Raw genomic sequence first — 23,147 nt, 5'->3', positions numbered from 1 at the left:
CCGATATCCGCTAAGCTTGCCTGCATGCGCCCTGTATATCAGGGCAATGACTGCAATATGGAGGAGAGACTGTGAAGTTCAAAGTGATGGCCCTGGCGGCATTAGTGGGTTTAAGTGCAATGTCGGCGCAGGCAAGCGAATTGCCGGAAGGCCCGCACATCGTGACTTCCGGTACGGCAAGCGTCGATGCTGTGCCTGATATCGCCACCTTAGCGATTGAAGTGAACGTCGCGGCGAAGGACGCGGCGACGGCGAAGAAGCAGGCCGATGAGCGCGTGGCGCAATATCTTTCCTTCCTTGAGCAAAATCAGATTGCGAAAAAAGACATTAGCGCGGCGAATCTGCGCACGCAGCCGGATTATGATTACCAAAACGGTAAAAGCATTCTGAAAGGGTATCGCGCGGTGCGAACCGTTGAGGTGACGCTGCGTCAGTTAGATAAACTCAATTCGCTGCTGGACGGCGCGCTGAAGGCGGGTCTGAACGAGATTCGTTCGGTATCGCTGGGCGTGGCGCAACCGGACGCCTATAAAGACAAAGCCCGCAAAGCCGCCATTGATGACGCGATTCATCAGGCGCAAGCGCTGGCAGCCGGTTTTAACAGCAAATTGGGGCCGGTTTACAGCGTTCGTTACCATGTCTCTAATTATCAGCCGAGTCCGGTGGTGCGAATGATGAAAGCCGCAGATGCTGCGCCGGTATCCGCGCAGGAAACTTACGAGCAGCCGACCATTCAGTTCGACGATCAGGTCGATGTGGTATTCCAGCTTGAACCTGGAACAGGGCAGACGTCGACCACGGCCGCCAGCACGCAGTAATCTCGCCCGGCCTGGGCGCTTCCAGGCCGCATTTTCTCCCGGTGTTCGCGTTTTTTGCTCCGTATTACGCATTGAAATGAAGATTTGCTAATACGGTGAGCGTTTTGAATCGCCTTGTCGCCAGCAAAAAATAGCCAATGGCGCGTCGTTTTTTGCCGCCTGAACGCAATGATTTTGTGATGAACTTCAAAGAAGTGACGAGGGAATAATGGGTCATGCAGGCCGGATAAGACGTTCACGCCGCCATCCGGCATTCATAGAGAGGCTAATCCTGACGCAGCACCTTGTGCCCGTACTCCAGCAGCGCGTCGGTCACTTTGCGCATCATCCGGCTTTCCGGGGCAAAGCGGTGCCAGTAAAGCATCCGGCGCTGCAGCAAACCAGGCGTTAAGTTGATCAACTCGCCGCTTTCCAGCTCTTTCTCAATCTGCAGGTGAGGGATCATGCAGCAGGTCGTGCCCTGACGCGCAAGCTGTACAAATGCTTCGGATGAATTAACGATATGGCACGGCACGCTGCCGGGCGGTAGATCGAAATTCTGTTGCAAAAAGGCCTGATGCATATCATCCAGATGGTCGAACGCGACGGCGGGCGCTTTCAGCAGCGACGACCGGGTAACGCCATTGGGGAAATAGCGCTCGGCAAACGGCCTTGACGCGACAAACAGATAGTCGAGCGCGCCCAGTTTGTCTACCAGGCAACTGGGCAGCGCCTGATGCTGAATACTCACCGCGCCCACCACCTCGCCGCGCCGCAGACGTTCTTGCGTGCGCGTTTCATCTTCCACCTGTAAATTGAGACGGATAGGGGAGTCCGCCAGCACCGGCGCCAGCGCCGGAAGCAGCCAGGTCGCCAGACTATCGGCGTTAACCGCCAGCGACAGCAGCAGCGGTGTAGAGCCGGTTTGTTCATCGCCCAGCCACTCTTCTTCCAGCAGTTCAACCTGACGCAGCAGAGCCAGTAATTTTTGCCCTTGCTCCGTAGGGCGAGGAGGAACGGTACGCACCAATAAAGGTTGTCCGAACATATTCTCAAGCTGTTTTATGCGCTGTGAGACGGCGGATTGCGTGATGCACAGCTTCTGGGCGGCGCGCTCGAACCCTCGTTCACGTATAACGGCATCCAGCGCCTGTAGTGTTCTGTAGTCCGGACGTTTCATTGTTGTGTCATGCTCCTGTTATTTTTTTCCGCACTATGACATAAATTTGCCGTCGGTACAGATGAAATCCGTAGCCTGTGTACGGACACGGAGATTTTTCCCGACAATGTTCTATAATGCGGCTGTATTTTCACACCACAGGCGAAACGATCTATGACGCAGGATGAACTGAAAAAAGCGGTAGGATGGGCGGCACTTCAGTATGTACAGCCCGGCACCATTGTGGGCGTTGGTACAGGCTCAACGGCCGCACACTTTATTGATGCGCTGGGCACAATGAAAGGCCAGATTGAAGGCGCGGTCTCCAGCTCGGACGCCTCGACTGAAAAACTCAAAGGCCTCGGTATTCACGTGTTTGATCTCAACGAAGTGGATAGCCTGGGTATCTATGTCGATGGCGCGGACGAAATCAACGGTCATATGCAGATGATCAAAGGCGGCGGCGCGGCATTAACCCGTGAGAAAATTATTGCTTCCGTGGCGGAGAAATTTATCTGTATTGCGGATGCCTCTAAGCAGGTGGATATTCTTGGCAAATTCCCGTTGCCGGTCGAAGTGATTCCGATGGCGCGCAGCGCGGTCGCTCGTCAACTGGTGAAGCTGGGCGGGCGTCCGGAGTACCGTCAGAACGTGGTCACGGATAACGGCAACGTGATTCTGGATGTTTATGGTATGGAAATCCTTGATCCCATCGCGCTGGAAAACGCCATTAACGCGATTCCGGGCGTCGTGACCGTGGGGCTGTTCGCCAACCGTGGCGCCGATGTCGCACTGATCGGCACGCCGGACGGGGTGAAAACCATCGTAAAATGATCGCGCCAGGCGTATTTCCTGCCGCGTAAAAAATTCGGTCAGGGCAAATTTGGTGACATGTATCACGTTTAATCGTTTGCCCTGCCGATCCCTCCAAAGAAAAAGTTATTCCCGGTATTTTCATCTGCTATTTCCCGCTGTATGCGATTCCTTCACGACGCTGGCGCAAACGTTCATATTGCCGTGATAATTTTTTTTGATATGTTGAAGGACGGATGCAAATCCACACACAACATCAGATGGCAAAAAAAGACAGGATCGGGGAAATGGCAAAGGTATCGCTGGAGAAAGATAAAATTAAATTTCTGCTGGTTGAAGGGGTGCATCAAAAGGCGCTGGAAAGCCTTCGTGCGGCAGGTTACACCAACATTGAATATCACAAGGGCGCGCTGGACGCTGAACAGTTGAAAGCGTCCATCCGCGATGCCCACTTCATCGGTCTGCGATCCCGTACTCATCTGACAGAAGAAGTGATTAACGCCGCAGAGAAGCTGGTGGCGATTGGCTGTTTTTGCATCGGCACCAACCAGGTGGATTTAAATGCGGCGGCAAAACGCGGTATTCCGGTCTTTAACGCGCCATTCTCGAATACCCGTTCCGTGGCGGAGCTGGTGATTGGCGAGCTGTTGCTGCTGCTGCGCGGCGTGCCGGAAGCGAACGCCAAAGCGCACCGCGGCGTATGGAATAAACTGGCGGCGGGATCGTTCGAAGCGCGCGGTAAAAAGCTTGGCATTATCGGTTACGGCCATATAGGAACGCAGTTGGGCATTCTGGCGGAATCGCTGGGGATGCATGTCTATTTCTATGATATTGAAAATAAACTGCCGCTCGGTAACGCAACTCAGGTGCAGCACCTGTCTGAATTGCTGAATATGAGCGATGTGGTCAGTCTGCACGTACCTGAAAACGCCTCCACCAAAAACATGATGGGCGCAAAAGAGATTGCCCTGATGAAGCCGGGTTCGCTGCTGATTAACGCCGCGCGCGGTACGGTGGTAGATATCCCGGCTTTGTGCGACGCGCTGGCGACGAAACATCTGGCGGGGGCGGCTATCGACGTCTTCCCGACGGAACCGGCCACTAATAGCGATCCGTTTACCTCTCCGCTGTGCGAATTCGATAACGTGATCCTGACGCCGCATATCGGCGGCTCGACGCAGGAGGCGCAAGAAAACATCGGTCTGGAAGTCGCAGGAAAACTGATTAAGTACTCGGATAACGGCTCGACGCTGTCCGCCGTGAACCTCCCGGAAGTGTCGCTGCCGCTGCACGGCGGTCGTCGCTTGATGCACATCCACGAAAACCGCCCAGGCGTATTGACCGCGCTTAACCAGATTTTTGCCGAGCAGGGCGTTAACATTGCCGCGCAGTATCTGCAAACCTCCGCCCGAATGGGGTATGTGGTAATTGATATAGAAGCCGATGGCGATGTGGCGGAGAAAGCGCTGCTGGCGATGAAGGCGATTCCAGGTACCATTCGCGCCCGTCTGCTGTACTAATTTCCTCTAAATGGGCAGGAGATGACCTGCCCATCCTTTCTCTGGTTTCCCTGCCTCAACATCTCTTCGTGTAACGCATACATTCTGTTTTCGAGCCTTGCCGCAATTGGTAATTAAAGGCAGCGTTGCGTGTTGTACAGCAATAAAAGGAATTTACGATAAGGGCTCAGCATAGCGCTGAAACGGGAAAGCCCCTGGCGAAGCAGGGGTTCTAAAAAGGAAAGGGACGATGATGAGATACGTCATCATGCTGCTGATCCTGTTAATCATCGCTACGCCAGCATATTAACAGAGAGTACGCAGGAGGGAGGTTCGCCTCCCTCACCCTTCACCGAGAAATTTAGGTCAAAAAAGCGACGCTGTCAATCGACAAAACACGGCTACCACTCCCAAATTTTGGACGGCGTCACCACCGCAGGCAGCGGGATATCCCACTCTTCAACTGGCAGTTTTTCTACTAACTGGCAATCATGCGCGTAGCCCACGGGCTGGATCTTATGCTGCTGCCAGTTTTGCAACGTACGGTCATAAAATCCGCCGCCCATCCCCAGGCGCTGCCCGCCTTCGTCAAACGCCACTAATGGCGTTACCAGCACATCCAGCTTTGCCAGCGGCAATACGTCGCGGACATCAAGCCGTGGCTCCCGGATCTTTAAGCGGTTGGTCACCAGCGCACTCTGCGGATGATAGTGCAGGAACAGGAGGTTGCCAGGGCTGAAGGGATGAAGAACCGGAAGGTAGACGCGCTTGCCTGCTCGCCATAGCTGTTCAATCAGCGGCTGGGTGTCGAGTTCGCCATCAAAGGAGAGAAACACGGCGACAGTGTGCGCCATCACGACGGGAGGAAAGCTGAGCATTCGGGCGGCGGCCTGTTGACCAAAGCGGCGTTGCTGCTCTGGCGTCAGCGCACGACGACGTTGCCGAATCATTCGGCGGATTTCTTGTCGTGATAAAGAGAGTTCGGGAAGTTGCGTCATGGCTGTCGCCAGTCAGAAGGGGAATCTCCGAGATGCCGCCGCAGGCTGTAACCCTTGAACCCTTGGTTCAAGGTGAATGTGTCGTCACAGTTTTAAGGCTTCTCGGACGAACCGAGCATGCTCACCAACCGCGGAGCGCCACATTCTTGTGGTATGAAATATCGGCTCAGGGGACTGGCCCGCTTGCAAACATCTCAGAGAAATTCTGCTTTCACAATCACTTTACCATAGTAAAGCGAAAAGTGTTATTCAAAGTTTTGGCCCGTTTTTTCGGTTATGCGACCTTGATCAAGCAACGCCTGTTCGATGGTCTGTTGTAGCATCCGAATACGTTGTTCCATGCTCGCCGCGTAATCGCGGGTCTTCGCTTTTTCCTGAGTTAACTCATAGCTGATATTCAATGCGGCAATGAAAACCAACTGCTCAGTATTTGTGACTCTAGTGCGAACTTTCAGATCTTGCAACCGCTGATTCAGATCGTCCGCAGCCTGATTCAACGCATCCCTTTGGTCAGGCGGGCAATTCACTCGCAGTGAACGGCCAAATATTTGGATATCGACGGGTTGTGCAGACATGCCACCTTCCTGCTGATTGACTGCGCTGCCTTCGTCTCCAGACCCAGGGTCCGCGAAGGGGCGACACTATAGCTACCCTGGTGTGAAGATACAAGCCCTTTTCTGGTTCACCAGGGTCCAAAGTGGTAGCATATCATGAATATCCTCCCTTTGATGACGAATGCTTATGTCTATACAGAACGAAATGCCTGGTTACAACGAAATGAACCGGTTTTTGAATCAACAAGGGGCCGGTCTGACCCCGGCTGAAATGCATGGTTTAATCAGCGGGATGATTTGCGGCGGCAACAACGACAGCTCATGGCAGCCGCTGCTGCACGACCTGACGAACGAAGGTCTGGCCTTCGGGCATGAGCTTGCTCAGGCGCTGCGCAAAATGCACGCGGCGACCAGCGACGCGCTGGAAGACGACGGCTTTCTTTTTCAGCTTTATCTGCCTGAAGGCGACGATGTCAGCGTATTCGATCGCGCAGATGCCTTAGCCGGGTGGGTTAACCACTTTTTGCTTGGCCTCGGCGTAACGCAGCCTAAACTTGATAAAGTCACCGGCGAAACGGGTGAAGCGATTGACGACCTGCGTAATATTGCGCAGCTTGGTTATGATGAGAGCGAAGATCAGGAAGAGCTGGAGATGTCGCTCGAAGAGATCATCGAATATGTCCGTGTTGCGGCGCTGTTATGTCATGACACTTTCACGCGCCAACAGCCGACCGCGCCGGAAGTGCGTAAACCGACGCTACACTAAGAAAAAACGAAATGGAGGCCATGTCATGACTCAGCAGGAATACCAACGCCGTCGCCAGGCATTACTGGCGCAAATGCAGCCCGGCAGCGCCGCGCTGATCTTTGCCGCGCCGGAGGCGACGCGCAGCGCAGACAGTGAATATCCGTATCGCCAGAGTAGCGACTTCTGGTATTTCACCGGTTTTAACGAACCGGAAGCCGTGCTGGTACTGATTAAGAGTGATGACACCCACAACCACAGCGTTTTGTTCAACCGCGTTCGCGACCTGACTGCGGAAATCTGGTTTGGTCGCCGTTTAGGACAGGATGCCGCACCGGAAAAACTGGGCGTTGACCGGGCGCTGGCGTTTAGCGAAATCAACCAGCAACTCTTTCAGTTGCTTAATGGTCTGGATGTGGTGTACCACGCGCAGGGCGAATATGCGTATGCCGACGAGATTGTTCTGGCTGCGCTGGAGAAGCTGCGTAAAGGCTCCCGCCAGAATCTGACCGCGCCGGCCACCATGACTGACTGGCGACCGATCGTCCATGAGATGCGCCTGTTCAAATCGCCGGAAGAGATTGCGGTCATGCGCCGCGCCGGGGAAATTAGCGCTCTGGCGCATATCCGCGCGATGGAAAAATGCCGTCCGGGGATGTTTGAGTATCAGCTGGAGGGTGAAATTCACCACGAATTTAATCGCCATGGCGCGCGCTATCCCTCCTATAACACCATTGTCGGCAGCGGCGAAAATGGCTGTATCCTGCATTACACTGAAAACGAAAGTGAAATGCGCGACGGCGATTTAGTGCTTATCGACGCGGGTTGTGAATATAAAGGTTACGCGGGCGACATCACGCGTACTTTCCCGGTGAACGGGAAATTTACGCCAGCTCAGCGTGAAATTTATGACATCGTTCTGGAATCGCTGGAGACCAGCCTGCGACTGTTCCGTCCTGGTACCTCTATTCAGCAGGTGACCGGCGAAGTCGTGCGCATCATGATAACCGGGCTGGTGAAGTTGGGGATTTTGCAAGGAGAGGTTGATCAACTGATTGCCGAGAATGCGCATCGTCCTTTCTTTATGCATGGCTTGAGCCACTGGCTGGGGCTGGATGTTCATGATGTCGGCGTTTATGGGCCGGATCGCTCCCGCATCCTGGAGCCGGGCATGGTGCTGACCGTAGAGCCAGGCCTCTATATCGCGCCGGATGCCGACGTGCCGGAAGCGTATCGCGGCATTGGCGTTCGAATTGAAGATGACATTGTCATTACCGAAACCGGTAATGAAAACCTGACCGCTGGCGTTGTGAAGAAGGCGGATGACATTGAGGCATTAATGGCGGCGGCGCGGCAGCAATGAGCGTCATTATCGTTGGCGGCGGCATGGCAGGCGCAACGCTGGCGCTGGCCATCTCTCAGTTCAGTCATGGGACGTTGCCGGTACACCTGATTGAAGCGAAAGCGCCTGAAGCCGACGGTCATCCCGGCTTTGACGCCAGAGCGATTGCGCTGGCGGCGGGCACTTGCCAGCAACTGGCGCGAATTGGCGTCTGGCAGGCGATTTCCGATTGCGCAACGGCAATCAACACCGTACACGTCAGCGATCGCGGTCATGTCGGATTTGTGACTCTCGACGCGCAGGATTACAGCCTGGCAGCGTTGGGTCACGTTGCGGAGCTGCATGATATCGGGCTGCGTCTGTTTGCGCTCTTGCGTAAAGCGCCAGGCGTTACGCTGCACTGCCCGGAGCGCGTAGCCAGCGTGTCGCGTACCCAACAGCAAGTTAACGTCACTCTGGAAAACGGCAATGTGATAGCTGGCAGCGTGCTGGTGGCGGCTAACGGTACCCACTCTGCGCTGGCGTCAGCCTGCGGCGTTGACTGGCATCAGGAGCCTTACGAACAGTTAGCGGTGATAGCGAATGTCGCGACCGCTATCCCGCATCAGGGACGCGCCTTTGAACGTTTTACTCCCAATGGCCCGCTGGCGATGTTGCCGATGTCGCATGGCCGATGTTCGCTGGTTTGGTGTCACCCACTCGACCAGCGCGATGAGGTGCTGAGCTGGTCCGACGCGCAGTTCTGCCATGCATTGCAGGCCGCGTTCGGCTGGCGGCTGGGGCGAATTACTCAGGCCGGTAAGCGCAGCGTGTATCCGCTTGCCCTGACTACGGCGGCAAAAGTGTTTACTCACCGGACTGTCATGGTCGGCAATGCGGCGCAGACGTTGCATCCTATCGCCGGACAAGGGTTTAATCTCGGTCTGCGCGATGTCATGAGCCTGGCGGAAACGCTGATCGCGGCACAGGACGCGGGCGAGGATATTGGCGCCTGGCACGTGTTATCGCGCTATCAGCAGCGTCGTCAGGTTGACCGGGATACGACGATTGGCGTAACGAACGGTCTGGTCCATCTGTTTGCAAATCGTTGGGCGCCGCTGGTTATTGGGCGCAATATCGGTTTAATGGCGATGGAATTATTACCGCCTGCGCGCGATGCGCTGGCACAGCGGACCTTAGGTTGGGTTGCGCGTTAAGCCGATCTGTAGGCCGGATAAGGCATTTACGCCGCCATCCGGCATCGTGTTCGTAAAAATACCGGATGGCAGCTTCGCCTTATCCGGCCTACGGTTTTGATTGTTCCGGTTTCCAGGAGTAAATAGTGCAAAGTGTTGATGTAGCAATAGTTGGCGGAGGCATGGTGGGACTGGCTGTCGCCTGCGGCTTGCAGGGGAGCGGTTTGCGCGTTGCGGTACTGGATCACGTTGTCCCCCAGCCGTTGGCGAACGATGCGTCGCCTCAGCTTCGGGTGTCGGCGATTAATGCCGCCAGCGAAAAACTGCTTACCCGTCTTGGCGTATGGTCAAACATTGTGGCGCGACGGGCAAGTTGCTACCACGGTATGGAAGTCTGGGATAAAGACAGCTTTGGCCGTATTACGTTTGATGACGCAAGCATGGGATATAGCCATCTGGGGCATATTGTTGAAAACAGCGTCATTCACTACGCATTGTGGCAAAAAGCGCAGCAAGCGGCGGATATCACCTTAATGGCGCCAGCGGAGTTACAGCAGGTCGCCTGGGGGGAGAACGACGCCTTCCTGACTTTAAAAGACGGCGCGATGTTAACCGCGCGTCTGGTGATTGCCGCGGATGGCGCCAACTCCTGGCTGCGTAACAAAGCGGATATTCCCTTAACTTTCTGGGACTACCGTCACCATGCGCTGGTAGCGACTATCCGCACCGAAGAGCCGCACGGCGCGGTTGCTCGCCAGGTGTTTCATGGTGAAGGTATTCTGGCGTTTTTGCCGTTAAGCGATCCGCATCTGTGTTCCATTGTCTGGTCGCTTTCTCCGCAGGATGCGGAGCGTATGCAACAGAGCGGCGACGAGGCGTTTAACCAGGCGTTGACTATCGCCTTCGATAATCGGCTGGGCTTATGCCGCCTGGAAAGCGAACGGCAGGTTTTTCCGCTGACGGGCCGCTATGCTCGCCAGTTTGCCGCGCATCGTCTGGCGTTGGTCGGCGATGCCGCGCACACCATCCATCCGCTGGCAGGGCAGGGCGTCAACCTCGGCTTTATGGACGCGGCCGAACTGGTGGACGATCTGCGCCGGCTTCAGCGCCAGGGCAAAGACATTGGCCAACATCTTTATCTCCGTCGTTATGAGCGTAGCCGTAAACATAGCGCGGCGATGATGCTTGCCGGGATGCAAGGTTTTCGTGACCTGTTTGCCGGCGAAAACCCGGCAAAAAAATTGCTGCGCGACATCGGGCTGAAACTGGCGGATACGCTCCCCGGCGTCAAACCCCAACTGCTTCGCCAGGCAATGGGGCTAAACGACCTTCCGCAATGGCTTCGTTAAGCGTCTGACTGCACGCCAGCAAGAGTTTGAAACCCGTCACACTTTGCTTTCCCGGCTATCGCGCCGGGGGGCTTTCCTCGTTTGAAATAATCTAATTTCACCGCTTATTTCGCATTATATTTTCTAATGACACTATTTTTGGCGAACGCGATTTTCGACATTTTTTCCGCATTTAATATTAATTTATGTTGTGATAAATCGTATCAGCTTCATTTTTATGGAGGTTATTTAGCGTAATAGTGGTTTTTTGTGCTGATGGGGTTTTGGCGTTTTTTAGTCATAAGCTAATGTGATGGTAAATTCAGCCTTATGGTTTAGCGCCTGGTTCGGTGGTAAGTTCAGGAGCAAGAGAACGTTTGCGTCGGCGCAGGAAAAAGGGCGTCGATGCCAGGTTTCGTGGCGAAGATTTCCCATGAAAATGGTTGTTAGCCCCCGCTAATTCAACGAGGAAAAGATGGCCCAACAGACGCCTTTGTACGAACAACACACGCTATGCGGCGCCCGCATGGTCGATTTTCATGGCTGGATGATGCCCCTGCATTACGGCTCTCAGCTTGATGAACACCACGCTGTGCGCACCGATGCCGGGATGTTTGATGTATCGCATATGACCATTGTCGATCTTCATGGCAGCCGCACACGAGAGTTTCTACGTTATCTGCTGGCCAACGACGTCGCGAAGCTAACGAAGACGGGTAAAGCCCTCTACTCCGGTATGCTTAACGCATCGGGCGGCGTGATTGATGACCTTATCATCTACTACTTCACTGAAGATTTCTTCCGTCTCGTTGTTAACTCCGCCACCCGCGAAAAAGACCTCTCCTGGATTACCCAACACGCTGAACCTTATGCCATCGACATTACCGTTCGTGACGACCTGTCGCTGATTGCGGTACAGGGGCCGAATGCGCAGGAAAAAGCGGCGACTCTGTTTACTGACGAACAGCGCCATGCAGTAGAAGGTATGAAGCCGTTCTTCGGCGTTCAGGCGGGCGATCTGTTTATCGCCACCACCGGTTATACCGGCGAAGCGGGCTATGAAATCGCCATGCCGAATGAAAAAGCGGCGGATTTCTGGCGTGCGCTGGTGGAGGCGGGCGTGAAGCCGTGCGGTCTTGGCGCGCGCGACACGCTGCGTCTGGAAGCTGGCATGAACCTGTACGGTCAGGAGATGGATGAAGGTATCTCTCCGCTGGCGGCTAATATGGGATGGACTATCGCCTGGGAACCTGCTGACCGCGACTTTATTGGCCGTGAGGCGCTGGAGATGCAGCGTGAAAAAGGCCATGAGCAGCTTGTCGGTCTGGTGATGACCGAGAAAGGCGTATTGCGTAATGAACTGCCGGTGCGTTTTACCGATGCGCAGGGCAATCAGCAAGAAGGCATTATCACCAGCGGGACGTTTTCCCCAACGTTGGGCTACAGCATTGCGCTGGCGCGTGTTCCGGCGGGCATCGGCGAGACGGCGATTGTACAAATTCGTAACCGTGAAATGCCGGTAAAAGTGACTAAACCTGTTTTTGTGCGTAACGGCAAAGCCGTCGCGTGATTCATCCTTTTTTGGAGATTAATTGATGAGCAACGTACCCGCAGAACTGAAATACAGCAAAGAACACGAATGGCTGCGTAAAGAAGCGGATGGCACTTACACTGTTGGCATTACTGAACACGCTCAGGAGCTGTTGGGCGATATGGTTTTTGTTGATCTGCCGGAAGTCGGCGCGACCGTAAGCGCGGGCGACGACTGCGCCGTGGCGGAGTCCGTAAAAGCGGCGTCCGACATTTATGCGCCGGTAAGCGGCGAGATCGTGGCGGTAAACGATGCGCTGAGCGACTCCCCGGAGCTGGTGAACAGCGAACCGTATGCCGGTGGCTGGATCTTTAAAATCAAAGCCAGCGATGAAAGCGAACTTGAATCGCTGCTGGATGCCACCGCGTATGAGGCATTGTTAGAAGACGAATAATGTTGTGCCGGATGGCGCTAATGCTTATCCGGCCTACTCACTGCAACGCGAATGATTTTGCGTATTCGTTTTCGCACGCGTAGGCCCGGTAAGCGTCAGCGCCACCGGGCAATTGAGTTAGAGACAATCACGATTCACTGCACGTTTCAGGAACCATCGCCCATGACACAGACGTTAAGCCAGCTTGAAAACCGCGGCGCTTTCATTGAACGCCACATCGGACCGGACGCCGCACAGCAACAAGAGATGCTGAATGCGGTTGGCGCCGAGTCGTTAAACGCGCTGACAGGTCAGATTGTGCCGAAAGACATTCAGCTCGCGACTCCGCCGCAGGTTGGCGAGGCGGCAACCGAATATGCCGCACTGGCGGAATTAAAAGCCATCGCCGGGCGTAACAAGCGCTTCACGTCGTACATTGGCATGGGCTACACCGCCGTGCAGCTACCGCCGGTTATCCTGCGCAACATGCTGGAAAATCCAGGCTGGTACACCGCTTATACCCCGTATCAACCGGAAGTCTCTCAGGGGCGTCTGGAAGCGCTGCTCAACTTCCAACAGGTGACGCTGGACCTGACGGGGCTGGACATGGCTTCCGCCTCGCTGCTGGATGAAGCGACCGCCGCCGCTGAAGCGATGGCGATGGCAAAGCGCGTCAGCAAACTGAAAAATGCCAACCGGTTCTTTGTCGCCTCTGATGTCCATCCGCAAACTCTGGACGTCGTGCGTACTCGCGCCGAAACCTTTGGCTTTGACGTCATTGTGGATGACGCGGCGAAAGCACTGGATCACCAGGATGTGTTTGGCGTGCTGTTGCAGCAGGTTGGCTCCACGGGCGAAATTCACGATTACAGCGCGCTGATTAGCGAACTCAAAGCCCGTAAAGTGATTGTCAGCGTCGCCGCCGACTTTATGGCGCTGGTGCTGCTTACCGCGCCGGGTAAACAGGGCGCGGACATTGTTTTCGGCTCTGCGCAACGCTTCGGCGTACCGATGGGGTACGGTGGCCCGCATGCGGCGTTCTTTGCCGCCAAAGACGAATTTAAACGCTCCATGCCAGGCCGTATTATCGGCGTCTCAAAAGATGCGGCGGGCAATACCGCACTGCGCATGGCGATGCAGACTCGCGAGCAGCATATCCGTCGTGAGAAAGCGAACTCCAACATTTGTACCTCGCAGGTACTGCTGGCTAACATCGCCAGTCTGTATGCCGTTTATCATGGTCCGGTTGGTCTGAAGCGCATCGCTAATCGTATCCACCGCCTGACCGATATTCTGGCGGCAGGTCTGCAACAGAAAGGCTTAAAGCTGCGTCATGCGCACTACTTCGACACCCTGTGTGTGGAAGTGGCTGATAAAGCTGCGGTACTGGCGCGTGCGGAAGCGGCAGAGATCAATCTGCGCAGCGATATTCATAACGCGGTTGGTATTACGCTCGATGAAACCACCACCCGTGAGAATGTGGCGCAGTTGTTCAATGTTTTGCTGGGCGGCAGCCACGGTCTGAACATTGAAACACTGGATAAAGACGTGGCGCTTGATAGCCGTTCCATTCAGCAAAGTATGCTGCGTGACGATGCGATTCTGACGCATCCGGTATTTAACCGTTACCACAGCGAAACCGAGATGATGCGCTATATGCACTCGCTGGAGCGTAAAGATCTGGCGCTGAACCAGGCGATGATCCCGCTGGGTTCCTGCACCATGAAGCTGAACGCCGCCGCCGAGATGATTCCTATCACCTGGCCGGAATTCGCTGAACTGCACCCGTTCTGCCCGCCGGAACAGGCCGAAGGATATCATCAGATGATTAGCCAGCTTTCTGACTGGCTGGTGAAACTCACCGGGTACGACGCCGTCTGTATGCAGCCTAACTCCGGCGCACAGGGGGAATACGCGGGGCTGCTGGCGATTCGTCACTATCACGAAAGCCGCAACGAAGGGCATCGCGATATCTGCCTGATCCCGGCCTCTGCTCACGGCACTAACCCTGCTTCTGCACATATGGCAGGAATGCAGGTGGTGGTGGTCGCCTGTGATAAGAACGGCAACATCGACCTGGACGATCTGCGGGCAAAAGCAGAACAACATGCTGCGAACCTCTCTTGCATCATGGTGACTTATCCTTCCACCCACGGCGTCTATGAAGAAACGATCCGTGAAGTGTGTGAAGTTGTGCACCAGTTCGGCGGTCAGGTTTACCTTGACGGCGCGAACATGAACGCCCAGGTCGGCATTACCTCACCGGGCTTTATTGGCGCGGACGTTTCGCATCTTAACCTGCATAAAACTTTCTGCATTCCGCACGGCGGCGGTGGCCCAGGCATGGGACCGATCGGCGTGAAAGCGCATCTGGCACCGTTCGTACCGGGCCATAGCGTGGTGCAAATCGAAGGCATGTTAACCCGTCAGGGCGCGGTTTCTGCGGCGCCGTTCGGTAGTGCCTCTATCCTGCCAATCAGCTGGATGTACATCCGCATGATGGGCGCAGAAGGCCTGAAGCAGGCAAGTCAGGTCGCGATTCTTAACGCTAACTACATTGCCAGCCGTCTGAAAGATGCCTATCCGGTACTGTATACTGGTCGCGATGGCCGTGTGGCGCACGAATGTATTCTTGATATTCGCCCATTGAAAGAAGAAACCGGCATCAGCGAGCTGGATATTGCCAAGCGTCTGATCGACTACGGTTTCCATGCGCCAACCATGTCGTTCCCGGTGGCGGGCACGCTGATGGTAGAGCCGACGGAATCTGAAGGTAAGGCTGAGCTGGATCGCTTTATCGATGCGATGCTGGCTATTCGCGCAGAGATTGACCAGGTGAAAGCGGGGGTCTGGCCGCTGGAAGATAACCCGCTGGTGAACGCGCCGCACATTCAGAGCGAACTGGTCGCCGAGTGGGCGCATCCGTACAGCCGTGAAGTTGCCGTATTCCCGGCAGGCGTGGCAGACAAATACTGGCCGACGGTGAAACGTCTGGATGATGTTTATGGCGACCGTAACCTGTTCTGCTCCTGCGTACCGATTAGCGACTACCAGTAATTTACTGATTCGACTGTTTTCTAAAGGCGCTTCGGCGCCTTTTCAGCTTGTTAATAAAGTGCGCTTTGTTTATGTCGGATGCAGTGTGAGTGCCTTATTCAGGCTACAAAGTGTTAATAATTCAATATATTACACTAAATCGTTGGCTCCTGTCAGGCAACCTGGCGTTTGTATCAGTGTATTAGCCAGAATTAAATTACCGCTTTTTTAGAGCCTAATGATTCATTGTGCATCATTTTTACCTTGCTGTTATTTAATCAAAACAACACAGTATATTTACATGTAGTTACAAATAGTTTCTCTCCGGAATCGTTATTTACCTCTCAATATAGTTACAAAAATTTCCGTATATTAAATTCATCAAGTTATTAATTTAAATTATAAATTAAAAATAAACATAAATAACGTAAATATTTATTAACTTAGCGCTTTGTTTTTTATACCTGGAGGGAATAATGAAACGATTTATATTTCTGCCATTAATGACATATTTTCTATTAATGAATGCAATGGCAGCTAACGGAGAAAATAATCCCAGTAATCTATTAGGTGCACCAGTTAATACCGCTATTTCTGGTGGTTCAGTATTGCCGGAAGGAAAGTTATTAACCGCCGTGAATAGCTCATTTCGCGATAAAGATCATCAAATCGAGGGGCACGGAAGTCCGGATGTTTACTCCCAGATATGGTTATTGAAGATTCGTTACGGTTTGACCGACAGACTGGAATTATCAACTGTGGGTTCCTATATCAATAACAAACGAGACAATCTGTCTCCTGAGCACATAGAGGGAATGGGCGACCAATCGGTGGGGGTCAATTATGCTTTAATGAGCCAGCGAAGAGGTGATCCGTTTTGGGTTACGGTAGGTGGGGCAGTATTACTACCCACCGGGCAAGATGGAGATAATCATTTGCCTGGGAATAGCGCCTGGGGAGGAAGAGTAACACTCACTTTAACAAAATTATTTACTCCTAACATTAAAGGGGATATGGGTTTTGTCTATCAGGGACCATTTGAGCGCGGTAACCAGGACGTGAAACGAGGTAACGAATTCCAGTGGAATACCCAGGTGCGGTATATGTTTAGCGATTTACCGCTGGATCTTGGTCTGGAAAGTGCCTACAGCAATAATGCCTCTGGAACGAAAAAACTGTCTAATGGCAGCGTAATTAATAACCATTCTGGAACTACCGAATGGGTTGTTGGTCCGTCATTTAATATTGCCGTCGATTCACTGAAATTATGGTTTGGTGCCGGAGCCTTCTTCCCGGTAATGCAGGAAGCGAAGTCGCCAACCAAAATGGAAGATGTACGCTGGGAATTTAAAATAGGTAAGACCTGGTAAGACTCGTTCAAAGTGTTACCCGCCGACTGGCGGGTAACGTGCAGGGGTTAAAGCTTCTCGCCGTTGCTGGCAATCACCTCTTTGTACCAGTTGAAGCTTTTCTTACGCGAACGCGACATATCGCCCGTACCGTCATCGTGCTTGTTCACGTAGATGAAGCCGTAGCGCTTGCTGTACTGACCGGTGGTGAACGACACGCAGTCGATGCAGCCCCACGGCGTGTAGCCCATCAGGTCGACACCATCGTAAGTCACCGCTTTTTTCATCTCTTCAATATGGGCGCGCAGGTAGTCAATTCGGTAGTCGTCGTTGATGCTGCCATCTTCTTCTACTTTGTCGTAAGCACCAAAACCGTTTTCGACAATAAACAGCGGCTTTTGATAGCGTTCGTACAGTTCACACAATGAATAACGCAGGCCCACCGGGTCAATCTGCCAGCCCCAGTCAGATGCTTTAACATAGGGGTTCGGTACGCTGCCTTCAAAACCGGAAATCGCATCGCCGCTACCGCCTTCGGCTTTGACCGCGTTGGTCATGTAATAACTGAAACCAAGATAATCGCAGGTGCCTTCGCGCAGCACTTCAAGATCGCCATCTTCCATTTTGATGTTAAATCCGCGGCGCTCCCACTCGTTCAACACATAGGACGGGTAATAGCCGCGCAGCTGCACATCGGTAAAGACGTAGCGTTCACGCATCGACTCCTGAGCAAACATCACATCTTCTGGTTTACAGGAGAAAGGATACAGCGCGACCATCGCCAGCATACAACCCACTTTCATCTGTGGATTAATACGACGTGCCGCTTTTACCGCCAGCGCGCTGGCGACAAACTGATGATGTAAGACCTGATACATGGTTTCTTCTGGATTCTCATGCTCGGTATACACTACGCCGGAACAGCAGTAGCCAAACAGCGGCGCGCGCCAGTTTCGCTGATTGTTGATTTCATTGAAGGTCATCCAGTATTTGACCTTATGTTTGTAGCGTTCAAACACGACTTCAGCAAAACGGACAAAGAAATCAACGACCTTACGATTGGTCCAGCCGCCGTAGTGCTGTACCAGATGTAATGGCATTTCAAAGTGAGAAAGGGTAATGACCGGTTCGATGTTGTATTTGAGTAACTCATCAAACATGTCGTCGTAGAATTTCAGACCGGCCTCGTTTGGCTGGGATTCGTCGCCATTCGGGAAGATACGCGTCCAGGCAATAGAGGTACGGAAGCATTTGAACCCCATTTCGGCGAAAAGACGGATGTCTTCTTTGTAATGTCCGTAAAAATCCACCGCCTCGTGGTTCGGATAGTATTTGCCAGCAACGACATTCTGGGTGATTTCGCGTGGCACGCCGTGTGCGCCGCCGGTTAGCACGTCGCAGATGCTGGGGCCTTTACCGTCTTTATTCCAGCCGCCTTCAACCTGGTGTGCAGCAACCGCGCCGCCCCATAAAAAATCTTTTGGCAAGGTGAGTTTTCTCATTGTTGCATAATCTCAATTTATTTAGTCTGTTATCATTCTGCACCAAATGGCATGTAAAGCGTACGCAAAACTCCAGGATGCTCGCGTGTCGGGACAAGAACACATTCAGATCGTAACATCCACTTCAAGGGGCCATATTCAGGGGGATAACCACATGCAGCCAAACGACATTACTTTCTTTCAACGTTTCCAGAATGACATTCTGGCAGGGCGTAAAACCATCACTATTCGTGATGTCTCCGAGTCCCACTTTAAAGCAGGCGATGTGCTACGCGTGGGGCGGTTCGAAGATGATGGCTATTTTTGCACAATCGAAGTGACAGGAACGTCAACTGTGACGCTGGATACGCTGAACGAAAAACATGCGCAACAGGAAAATATGTCGCTTGATGAGCTGAAACGGGTCATTGCTGAAATCTATCCCAACCAGACGCAATTTTATGTGATTGATTTTAAATGCCTTCGATAAATATGAACGCGTGTTAGTTGAGTTTTTGTAATTAACTTATTGAATAATAAGCAAAATTTAATTTTGCGAATTTATTTTTAGCTAACATGTGTTCACTGGAACCATTCTCAGTTACGCTAGAGGCGCAGTTCATCGTTATGAACGTTTCTCCGGAGTAAGTTATGGTGCAAAAACCATTAATGACGCAGGGATATTCGCTGGCTGAGGAAATCGCCAACAGTATTAGCCACGGCATTGGATTGGTATTTGGTATTGTCGGCCTGGTGCTGTTGTTGGTTCAGGCGGTAGAGGCGAATGCGGGTATGACGGCTATCGCCAGCTACAGTTTATATGGCGGGAGCATGATCCTGCTTTTTCTTGCCTCAACGCTTTATCATGCCATTCCTCATCAGCGGGCAAAAATCTGGTTAAAGAAATTTGATCACTGCGCTATCTATCTGCTCATTGCCGGAACCTATACGCCATTTCTGCTGGTAGGTCTGGATTCGCCGCTGGCGCGCGGACTAATGATTGTGATCTGGAGCCTGGCGCTATTCGGTATCCTCTTCAAGTTGACGATTGCGCACCGATTTAAAGTGCTTTCACTGGTTACGTATCTGGCAATGGGCTGGCTGTCGCTGATAGTGGTTTATCAGTTGGCGATTAAGCTGGCGATAGGCGGCGTGACGCTGCTGGCGGTAGGTGGCGTCGTTTACTCGCTGGGCGTAATTTTCTATGTTTGCAAACGCATACCTTATAACCACGCCATCTGGCATGGCTTTGTGCTGGGCGGCAGCGTGTGCCACTTCCTGGCCATCTATTTGTATGTGGGACAGGCGTAATTCCCGGATGCCCGTGCCGGATGGCGGCGCTGTCGTACCTTATCCGGCCTACGAGAACAGCACGTGCGAGCCTGATGGCGTTGCGCTATCAGGCTATCCGGCTTTTAACGTGATATCACTCTTCCAGCGAGTAGGGCAGCGGGACGATATGCAGGGTGTTGGCATCGTCGCGAACGCGGAAGACGCTTTCGGCTTCTAAATCGTTATTCATGACGGCCTGAACCAGTAACTGACCATCGTCCAACTGCGTCGCCGCCAGAATAGCGCCGGTACGACGCCAGTTCTCGCCCATCTGTAGCTCCAGATCTTCTCCTGCTTCCGGTACCCGGCTGGCTTTGCCCGCCAGCAACCAAAGAGCGCGTTTATTGGCGCCGCGGAATTTTGCCCGTGCGACCATCTCCTGTCCGGTGTAGCAGCCTTTCTTGAAGCTGATACCGCCCAGCGCCTGTAGGTTAGTCGCCTGGGGGATAAATTGACCGCTGTTCGCCGCGTCAATCACCGGAATGCCTGCTTCAATATCCAATGCCAGCCACTGTTGGCTGTTATTCAGTTCGGCTTCGCCATGCAACTTCTCCGTTAACATGTTGGCCGTCGCGACATCGGTGACAAGCAGGAATCGTTCCGCAGGATGTTCAAACCATAGCAGCGTGGAGGCGCCGTCTCTGACCACCTGATTTTCGCTATTGGGCAGTACGCTAAAGACATTAGCCAGCGCCGCGCGGGCCTGAAAACCTGCCACGCCAAGCAATACGCGTTCGTCATCCGGCGCGATGACCACTTTGGAAAATACGGCGTACTTTTTCAGCTCCGTTAATTGCGCTTCAAGCACGCTACGGCGTTCAATCCAGGCGAAACCGTCGCGCTCACGGAACAGTCGCAGAGTGCTCCACATCTTACCTTTAGCATCGCAGTGGGCGGCGAGAAGGTGTTGCTGTTCAGTCATCTGGCTTACGTCAGCGGTGACCTGGCCCTGAATATACTTTTCACTGTCTACGCCGGTAATGGTCGACAGCGCCCAGTCGTCAAGCGCGATCAGCGTCAGCGGCAGGCGGGCTGACGATGAAGGATGACGTGGTGGAAAGGAGATAAAAGCCATAAATAATGTCCTGGTTAGCTGCAACAATAATGGTTAATGGTAAAAGAGCCATCGGTCATTGCAAGTGCTTTAAATAGCCCATTGAGAGCGGATTGATCGTTTTGCGAGGCGGTATCCAAAATGGATGAACATATTGATTCCCAGCCTTTTATTTCGCGATCGCGTTCCAGATTACTGAGATTCCCGTAAAACAACGCCAAAAACACGTTACAATAGCCCGGTACTTCATTTTCGCGAGGCAGGAAGAACATGGATATTCACAATAAAGCACGTATTCACTGGGCATGTCGTCGCGGTATGCGCGAACTTGATATTTCCATCATGCCGTTTTTTGAACATGAGTACGATAGTTTAAGTGATGAAGAAAAGCGTATTTTTGTCCGTTTGTTGCAGAGTGACGACCCGGATTTATTTAACTGGTTAATGAATCACGGTAAACCGGCTGACGCTGAACTGGAACAGATGGTCCGACTCATTCAGACACGGAATCGGGAACGTGGTCCTGTGGCAATCTGATTTACGCGTCTCATGGCGCGCTCAGTGGATCTCATTGCTCATTCATGGGCTGGTTGCCGCGGTGATTTTATTGATGCCCTGGCCGCTGAGTTATACCCCGTTATGGATGATACTACTGTCGCTGGTCGTGTTTGACTGTGTACGTAGCCAGCGCAGGATTAATACCTGCCAGGGAGAGATCAAGCTACTCATGGACGGGCGCTTACGCTGGCAGGGGCAGGACTGGACGCTCTTGCGTCCGCCCTGGTTACTGAAGAGCGGGATGGTGTTGCGTTTACGCGCAGAGTCTGGACGTCATCAGCATTTATGGCTGGCGGCGGATAGCATGGAAGAAGCGGAATGGCGTGAGTTGCGTCGGATACTGTTACAGCAGCCGATATCAGGTCAACACTGACGGAACGGCGTAAACGCGGTTCCGTCGAGAGGGAAGTACAGCGAGTAAGGTTTCAGGCGTAGTGTTCGGCCATTTCGCCGAGAATTTGTTCACACCAGGTCTGTATACGCTCATCGCTGAGATCGTACTGGTTCGTTTCATCCAGCGCCAGGCCGACAAACAGTTGCCCATCCGCAATGACCGGTTTATTGCTGGTAAATTCGTAGCCCTCTGTGGGCCAGTAGCCGACAAATTTAACGCCTTTGAGGGCAAGTTTGTCATGCAACATACCCAGCGCATCCAGGAACCACTCACCGTAGCCGAGCTGGTCGCCCATACCGTAAAGCGCAACGATTTTGCCTTCCAGATTGAGATCGTCCAGTTGCTCCCAGACGGCTTCCCAGTCCTCCTGAATTTCGCCAAAATCCCAGGTGGGGATGCCTAAAATGAGCACGTCGTACTGCTCCATTAAGGCGGGGGCGTCATCCTTGAGGTTATGTAATGTCACCAGCTCCGGGCCGAGAATATCGCGAATTTTCTCTGCGGCCATCTCGGTGTAGCACGTGCTGGAACCGTAAAAAAGACCCATGTTCATTACGTTACATCTCGATTCTGCTATAGCGTTGCGGGTAGTGTAACAGAATCGCTGCATTCACGGCACAATGAGGCATAATGCACCCAAAGTCAGCGTGAAGTGGGGAGCGCGAATGGAACAGGATTTAGCGCGTATTGAGCAGTTTCTGGATGCCCTGTGGCTGGAACGAAATCTGGCGGAAAATACATTAAGCGCGTATCGTCGCGATTTATCGATGGTCGTTGCGTGGTTGCATCATCGCGGAAAAACGCTTGCGACGGCGCAGGCTGATGATTTACAAACGCTGCTGGCTGAACGGGTGGAGGGCGGATACAAAGCGACCAGTTCCGCACGCCTGTTAAGCGCTATGCGGCGCTTCTTCCAGCATCTGTACCGTGAAAAGTATCGTGAGGATGATCCGAGCGCGCAGTTGGCCTCGCCTAAGCTTCCGCAGCGTTTACCGAAAGACCTTAGCGAGGCGCAGGTTGAGCGGCTCTTGCAGGCGCCGCTTATTGATCAACCTTTGGAGTTGCGCGATAAAGCTATGTTGGAAGTGCTGTATGCCACCGGTTTGCGCGTGTCGGAACTGGTGGGGCTGACAATGAGCGATATCAGTCTGCGGCAGGGCGTGGTGCGGGTTATCGGTAAAGGCAATAAAGAGCGGTTGGTGCCGTTAGGCGAAGAGGCGGTATATTGGCTGGAAACGTATCTGGAGCATGGGCGTCCCTGGTTACTCAATGGCGTATCGATTGACGTATTATTCCCCAGCCAGCGTGCGCAGCAGATGACGCGGCAGACCTTCTGGCACCGTATTAAACATTATGCGGTACTGGCTGGAATCGATAGCGAAAAACTATCGCCGCATGTTTTACGTCACGCTTTCGCCACGCATTTGCTGAATCACGGCGCCGACTTGCGCGTTGTACAAATGCTACTTGGGCATAGCGATCTTTCGACGACACAAATTTATACGCATGTCGCAACGGAGCGTTTGCGTCAACTTCATCAACAGCACCATCCGCGGGCATGAGTGCTGA

Annotated in this window: 22 protein-coding genes and 1 other RNA gene; 16 read left to right on the top strand and 7 right to left on the bottom strand. The window is 53.2% G+C overall.

Annotation, left to right across the window (positions count from 1 at the left end):
• Positions 1-71 precede the first annotated feature (71 nt).
• Positions 72-818 carry an oxidative stress defense protein gene (locus N7E69_RS04415; RefSeq protein WP_000669854.1) on the top strand — a complete coding sequence of 249 codons (747 nt, stop codon included), beginning with the start codon at positions 72-74 and terminating at the stop codon, positions 816-818.
• 265 nt (positions 819-1,083) lie between these two features.
• On the opposite strand, the gene argP is transcribed toward N7E69_RS04415, so the two are convergent.
• A complete protein-coding gene (gene argP / locus N7E69_RS04410) occupies positions 1,084-1,977 on the bottom strand; it encodes a DNA-binding transcriptional regulator ArgP (RefSeq protein WP_000828348.1) in 894 nt (297 codons plus the stop codon).
• Positions 1,978-2,130: 153 nt separating this feature from the next.
• On the opposite strand from argP, the gene rpiA reads away from it, so the two are divergent.
• Together rpiA and serA are read left to right on the top strand one after the other, a co-directional pair.
• Complete coding sequence (gene rpiA, locus N7E69_RS04405) at positions 2,131-2,790, top strand: ribose-5-phosphate isomerase RpiA (RefSeq protein WP_000189741.1); 660 nt, start codon at positions 2,131-2,133, stop codon at positions 2,788-2,790.
• Positions 2,791-3,056: 266 nt separating this feature from the next.
• Positions 3,057-4,289, top strand: a complete 1,233-nt coding sequence (serA, locus tag N7E69_RS04400; RefSeq protein WP_001151628.1) for a phosphoglycerate dehydrogenase — start codon at positions 3,057-3,059, stop codon at positions 4,287-4,289.
• 380 nt (positions 4,290-4,669) lie between these two features.
• Here the strand turns inward: serA and N7E69_RS04395 are convergent, their stop codons facing one another.
• The 3 genes from N7E69_RS04395 to zapA form a co-directional block, all read right to left on the bottom strand.
• Positions 4,670-5,266 (bottom strand): 5-formyltetrahydrofolate cyclo-ligase, encoded by a 597-nt coding sequence (locus N7E69_RS04395; RefSeq protein WP_001574944.1) that lies wholly within the window; start codon positions 5,264-5,266, stop codon positions 4,670-4,672.
• A gap of 20 nt (positions 5,267-5,286) precedes the next feature.
• Positions 5,287-5,470: non-coding RNA, 6S RNA (ssrS, locus tag N7E69_RS04390), on the bottom strand.
• Positions 5,471-5,511: 41 nt separating this feature from the next.
• Positions 5,512-5,841, bottom strand: coding sequence for a cell division protein ZapA (gene zapA, locus N7E69_RS04385; RefSeq protein ID WP_001276011.1), 330 nt, complete (start codon positions 5,839-5,841; stop codon positions 5,512-5,514).
• 166 nt (positions 5,842-6,007) lie between these two features.
• Between zapA and N7E69_RS04380 the strand changes: the two genes are divergently transcribed.
• From N7E69_RS04380 to N7E69_RS04345, 8 genes are all read left to right on the top strand, one after another.
• Positions 6,008-6,586: a YecA family protein gene (locus N7E69_RS04380; protein ID WP_000027236.1), complete on the top strand. Its 579-nt coding sequence runs from the start codon at positions 6,008-6,010 to the stop codon at positions 6,584-6,586.
• 25 nt (positions 6,587-6,611) lie between these two features.
• A complete protein-coding gene (gene pepP / locus N7E69_RS04375) occupies positions 6,612-7,928 on the top strand; it encodes a Xaa-Pro aminopeptidase (protein WP_000193688.1) in 1,317 nt (438 codons plus the stop codon).
• Entirely contained in the window at positions 7,925-9,103 is a 1,179-nt protein-coding gene (ubiH, locus tag N7E69_RS04370) for a 2-octaprenyl-6-methoxyphenyl hydroxylase (RefSeq protein WP_000111149.1), read from the top strand. Before pepP ends, ubiH begins: the two co-directional genes overlap by 4 nt.
• A 125-nt stretch (positions 9,104-9,228) precedes the next feature.
• Complete coding sequence (gene ubiI / locus N7E69_RS04365; protein WP_001192149.1) at positions 9,229-10,431, top strand: FAD-dependent 2-octaprenylphenol hydroxylase; 1,203 nt, start codon at positions 9,229-9,231, stop codon at positions 10,429-10,431.
• A 454-nt stretch (positions 10,432-10,885) separates the two neighbouring features.
• Complete coding sequence (gcvT, locus tag N7E69_RS04360) at positions 10,886-11,980, top strand: glycine cleavage system aminomethyltransferase GcvT (protein ID WP_000068730.1); 1,095 nt, start codon at positions 10,886-10,888, stop codon at positions 11,978-11,980.
• Between the two features lie 25 nt (positions 11,981-12,005).
• A complete protein-coding gene (gene gcvH, locus N7E69_RS04355; RefSeq protein ID WP_001295377.1) occupies positions 12,006-12,395 on the top strand; it encodes a glycine cleavage system protein GcvH in 390 nt (129 codons plus the stop codon).
• A gap of 162 nt (positions 12,396-12,557) precedes the next feature.
• Positions 12,558-15,431, top strand: a complete 2,874-nt coding sequence (gene gcvP / locus N7E69_RS04350) for an aminomethyl-transferring glycine dehydrogenase (RefSeq protein WP_000194966.1) — start codon at positions 12,558-12,560, stop codon at positions 15,429-15,431.
• Between the two features lie 455 nt (positions 15,432-15,886).
• The gene (locus tag N7E69_RS04345) at positions 15,887-16,780 is read left to right on the top strand and encodes a transporter (RefSeq protein WP_000819375.1); all 894 of its coding nucleotides are present in this window, start codon (positions 15,887-15,889) and stop codon (positions 16,778-16,780) included.
• 47 nt (positions 16,781-16,827) lie between these two features.
• Here N7E69_RS04345 and bglA read toward each other — a convergent pair whose 3' ends face one another.
• Complete coding sequence (gene bglA, locus N7E69_RS04340) at positions 16,828-18,261, bottom strand: 6-phospho-beta-glucosidase BglA (protein WP_001230141.1); 1,434 nt, start codon at positions 18,259-18,261, stop codon at positions 16,828-16,830.
• A 154-nt stretch (positions 18,262-18,415) separates the two neighbouring features.
• Here bglA and yqfB point away from each other — a divergent pair, with 154 nt between their 5' ends.
• Together yqfB and trhA are read left to right on the top strand one after the other, a co-directional pair.
• Entirely contained in the window at positions 18,416-18,730 is a 315-nt protein-coding gene (yqfB, locus tag N7E69_RS04335) for a N(4)-acetylcytidine aminohydrolase (protein WP_001182980.1), read from the top strand.
• A 161-nt stretch (positions 18,731-18,891) separates the two neighbouring features.
• Positions 18,892-19,551, top strand: coding sequence for a PAQR family membrane homeostasis protein TrhA (gene trhA / locus N7E69_RS04330; protein ID WP_000250289.1), 660 nt, complete (start codon positions 18,892-18,894; stop codon positions 19,549-19,551).
• Positions 19,552-19,666: 115 nt separating this feature from the next.
• Here the strand turns inward: trhA and ygfZ are convergent, their stop codons facing one another.
• Positions 19,667-20,647 carry a tRNA-modifying protein YgfZ gene (ygfZ, locus tag N7E69_RS04325; protein WP_000874174.1) on the bottom strand — a complete coding sequence of 327 codons (981 nt, stop codon included), beginning with the start codon at positions 20,645-20,647 and terminating at the stop codon, positions 19,667-19,669.
• A gap of 249 nt (positions 20,648-20,896) precedes the next feature.
• Here ygfZ and sdhE point away from each other — a divergent pair, with 249 nt between their 5' ends.
• Both sdhE and N7E69_RS04315 read left to right on the top strand, forming a co-directional pair.
• Positions 20,897-21,163, top strand: coding sequence for an FAD assembly factor SdhE (gene sdhE / locus N7E69_RS04320; protein ID WP_000351186.1), 267 nt, complete (start codon positions 20,897-20,899; stop codon positions 21,161-21,163).
• The gene (locus tag N7E69_RS04315; protein WP_000244756.1) at positions 21,144-21,557 is read left to right on the top strand and encodes a protein YgfX; all 414 of its coding nucleotides are present in this window, start codon (positions 21,144-21,146) and stop codon (positions 21,555-21,557) included. Before sdhE ends, N7E69_RS04315 begins: the two co-directional genes overlap by 20 nt.
• Before the next feature lie 52 nt (positions 21,558-21,609).
• Here N7E69_RS04315 and fldB read toward each other — a convergent pair whose 3' ends face one another.
• The gene (gene fldB, locus N7E69_RS04310) at positions 21,610-22,131 is read right to left on the bottom strand and encodes a flavodoxin FldB (protein ID WP_001055885.1); all 522 of its coding nucleotides are present in this window, start codon (positions 22,129-22,131) and stop codon (positions 21,610-21,612) included.
• A gap of 112 nt (positions 22,132-22,243) precedes the next feature.
• Between fldB and xerD the strand changes: the two genes are divergently transcribed.
• Complete coding sequence (xerD, locus tag N7E69_RS04305) at positions 22,244-23,140, top strand: site-specific tyrosine recombinase XerD (protein ID WP_000434302.1); 897 nt, start codon at positions 22,244-22,246, stop codon at positions 23,138-23,140.
• Positions 23,141-23,147 lie beyond the last annotated feature (7 nt).

This window comes from Salmonella sp. 3C (assembly GCF_025426275.1).
Classification (GTDB): Bacteria; Pseudomonadota; Gammaproteobacteria; order Enterobacterales; family Enterobacteriaceae; genus Salmonella; species Salmonella enterica.
The sequence above is the reverse complement of the archived record's forward strand: the minus strand, read 5'-3'. Positions and strand labels throughout refer to the sequence as shown.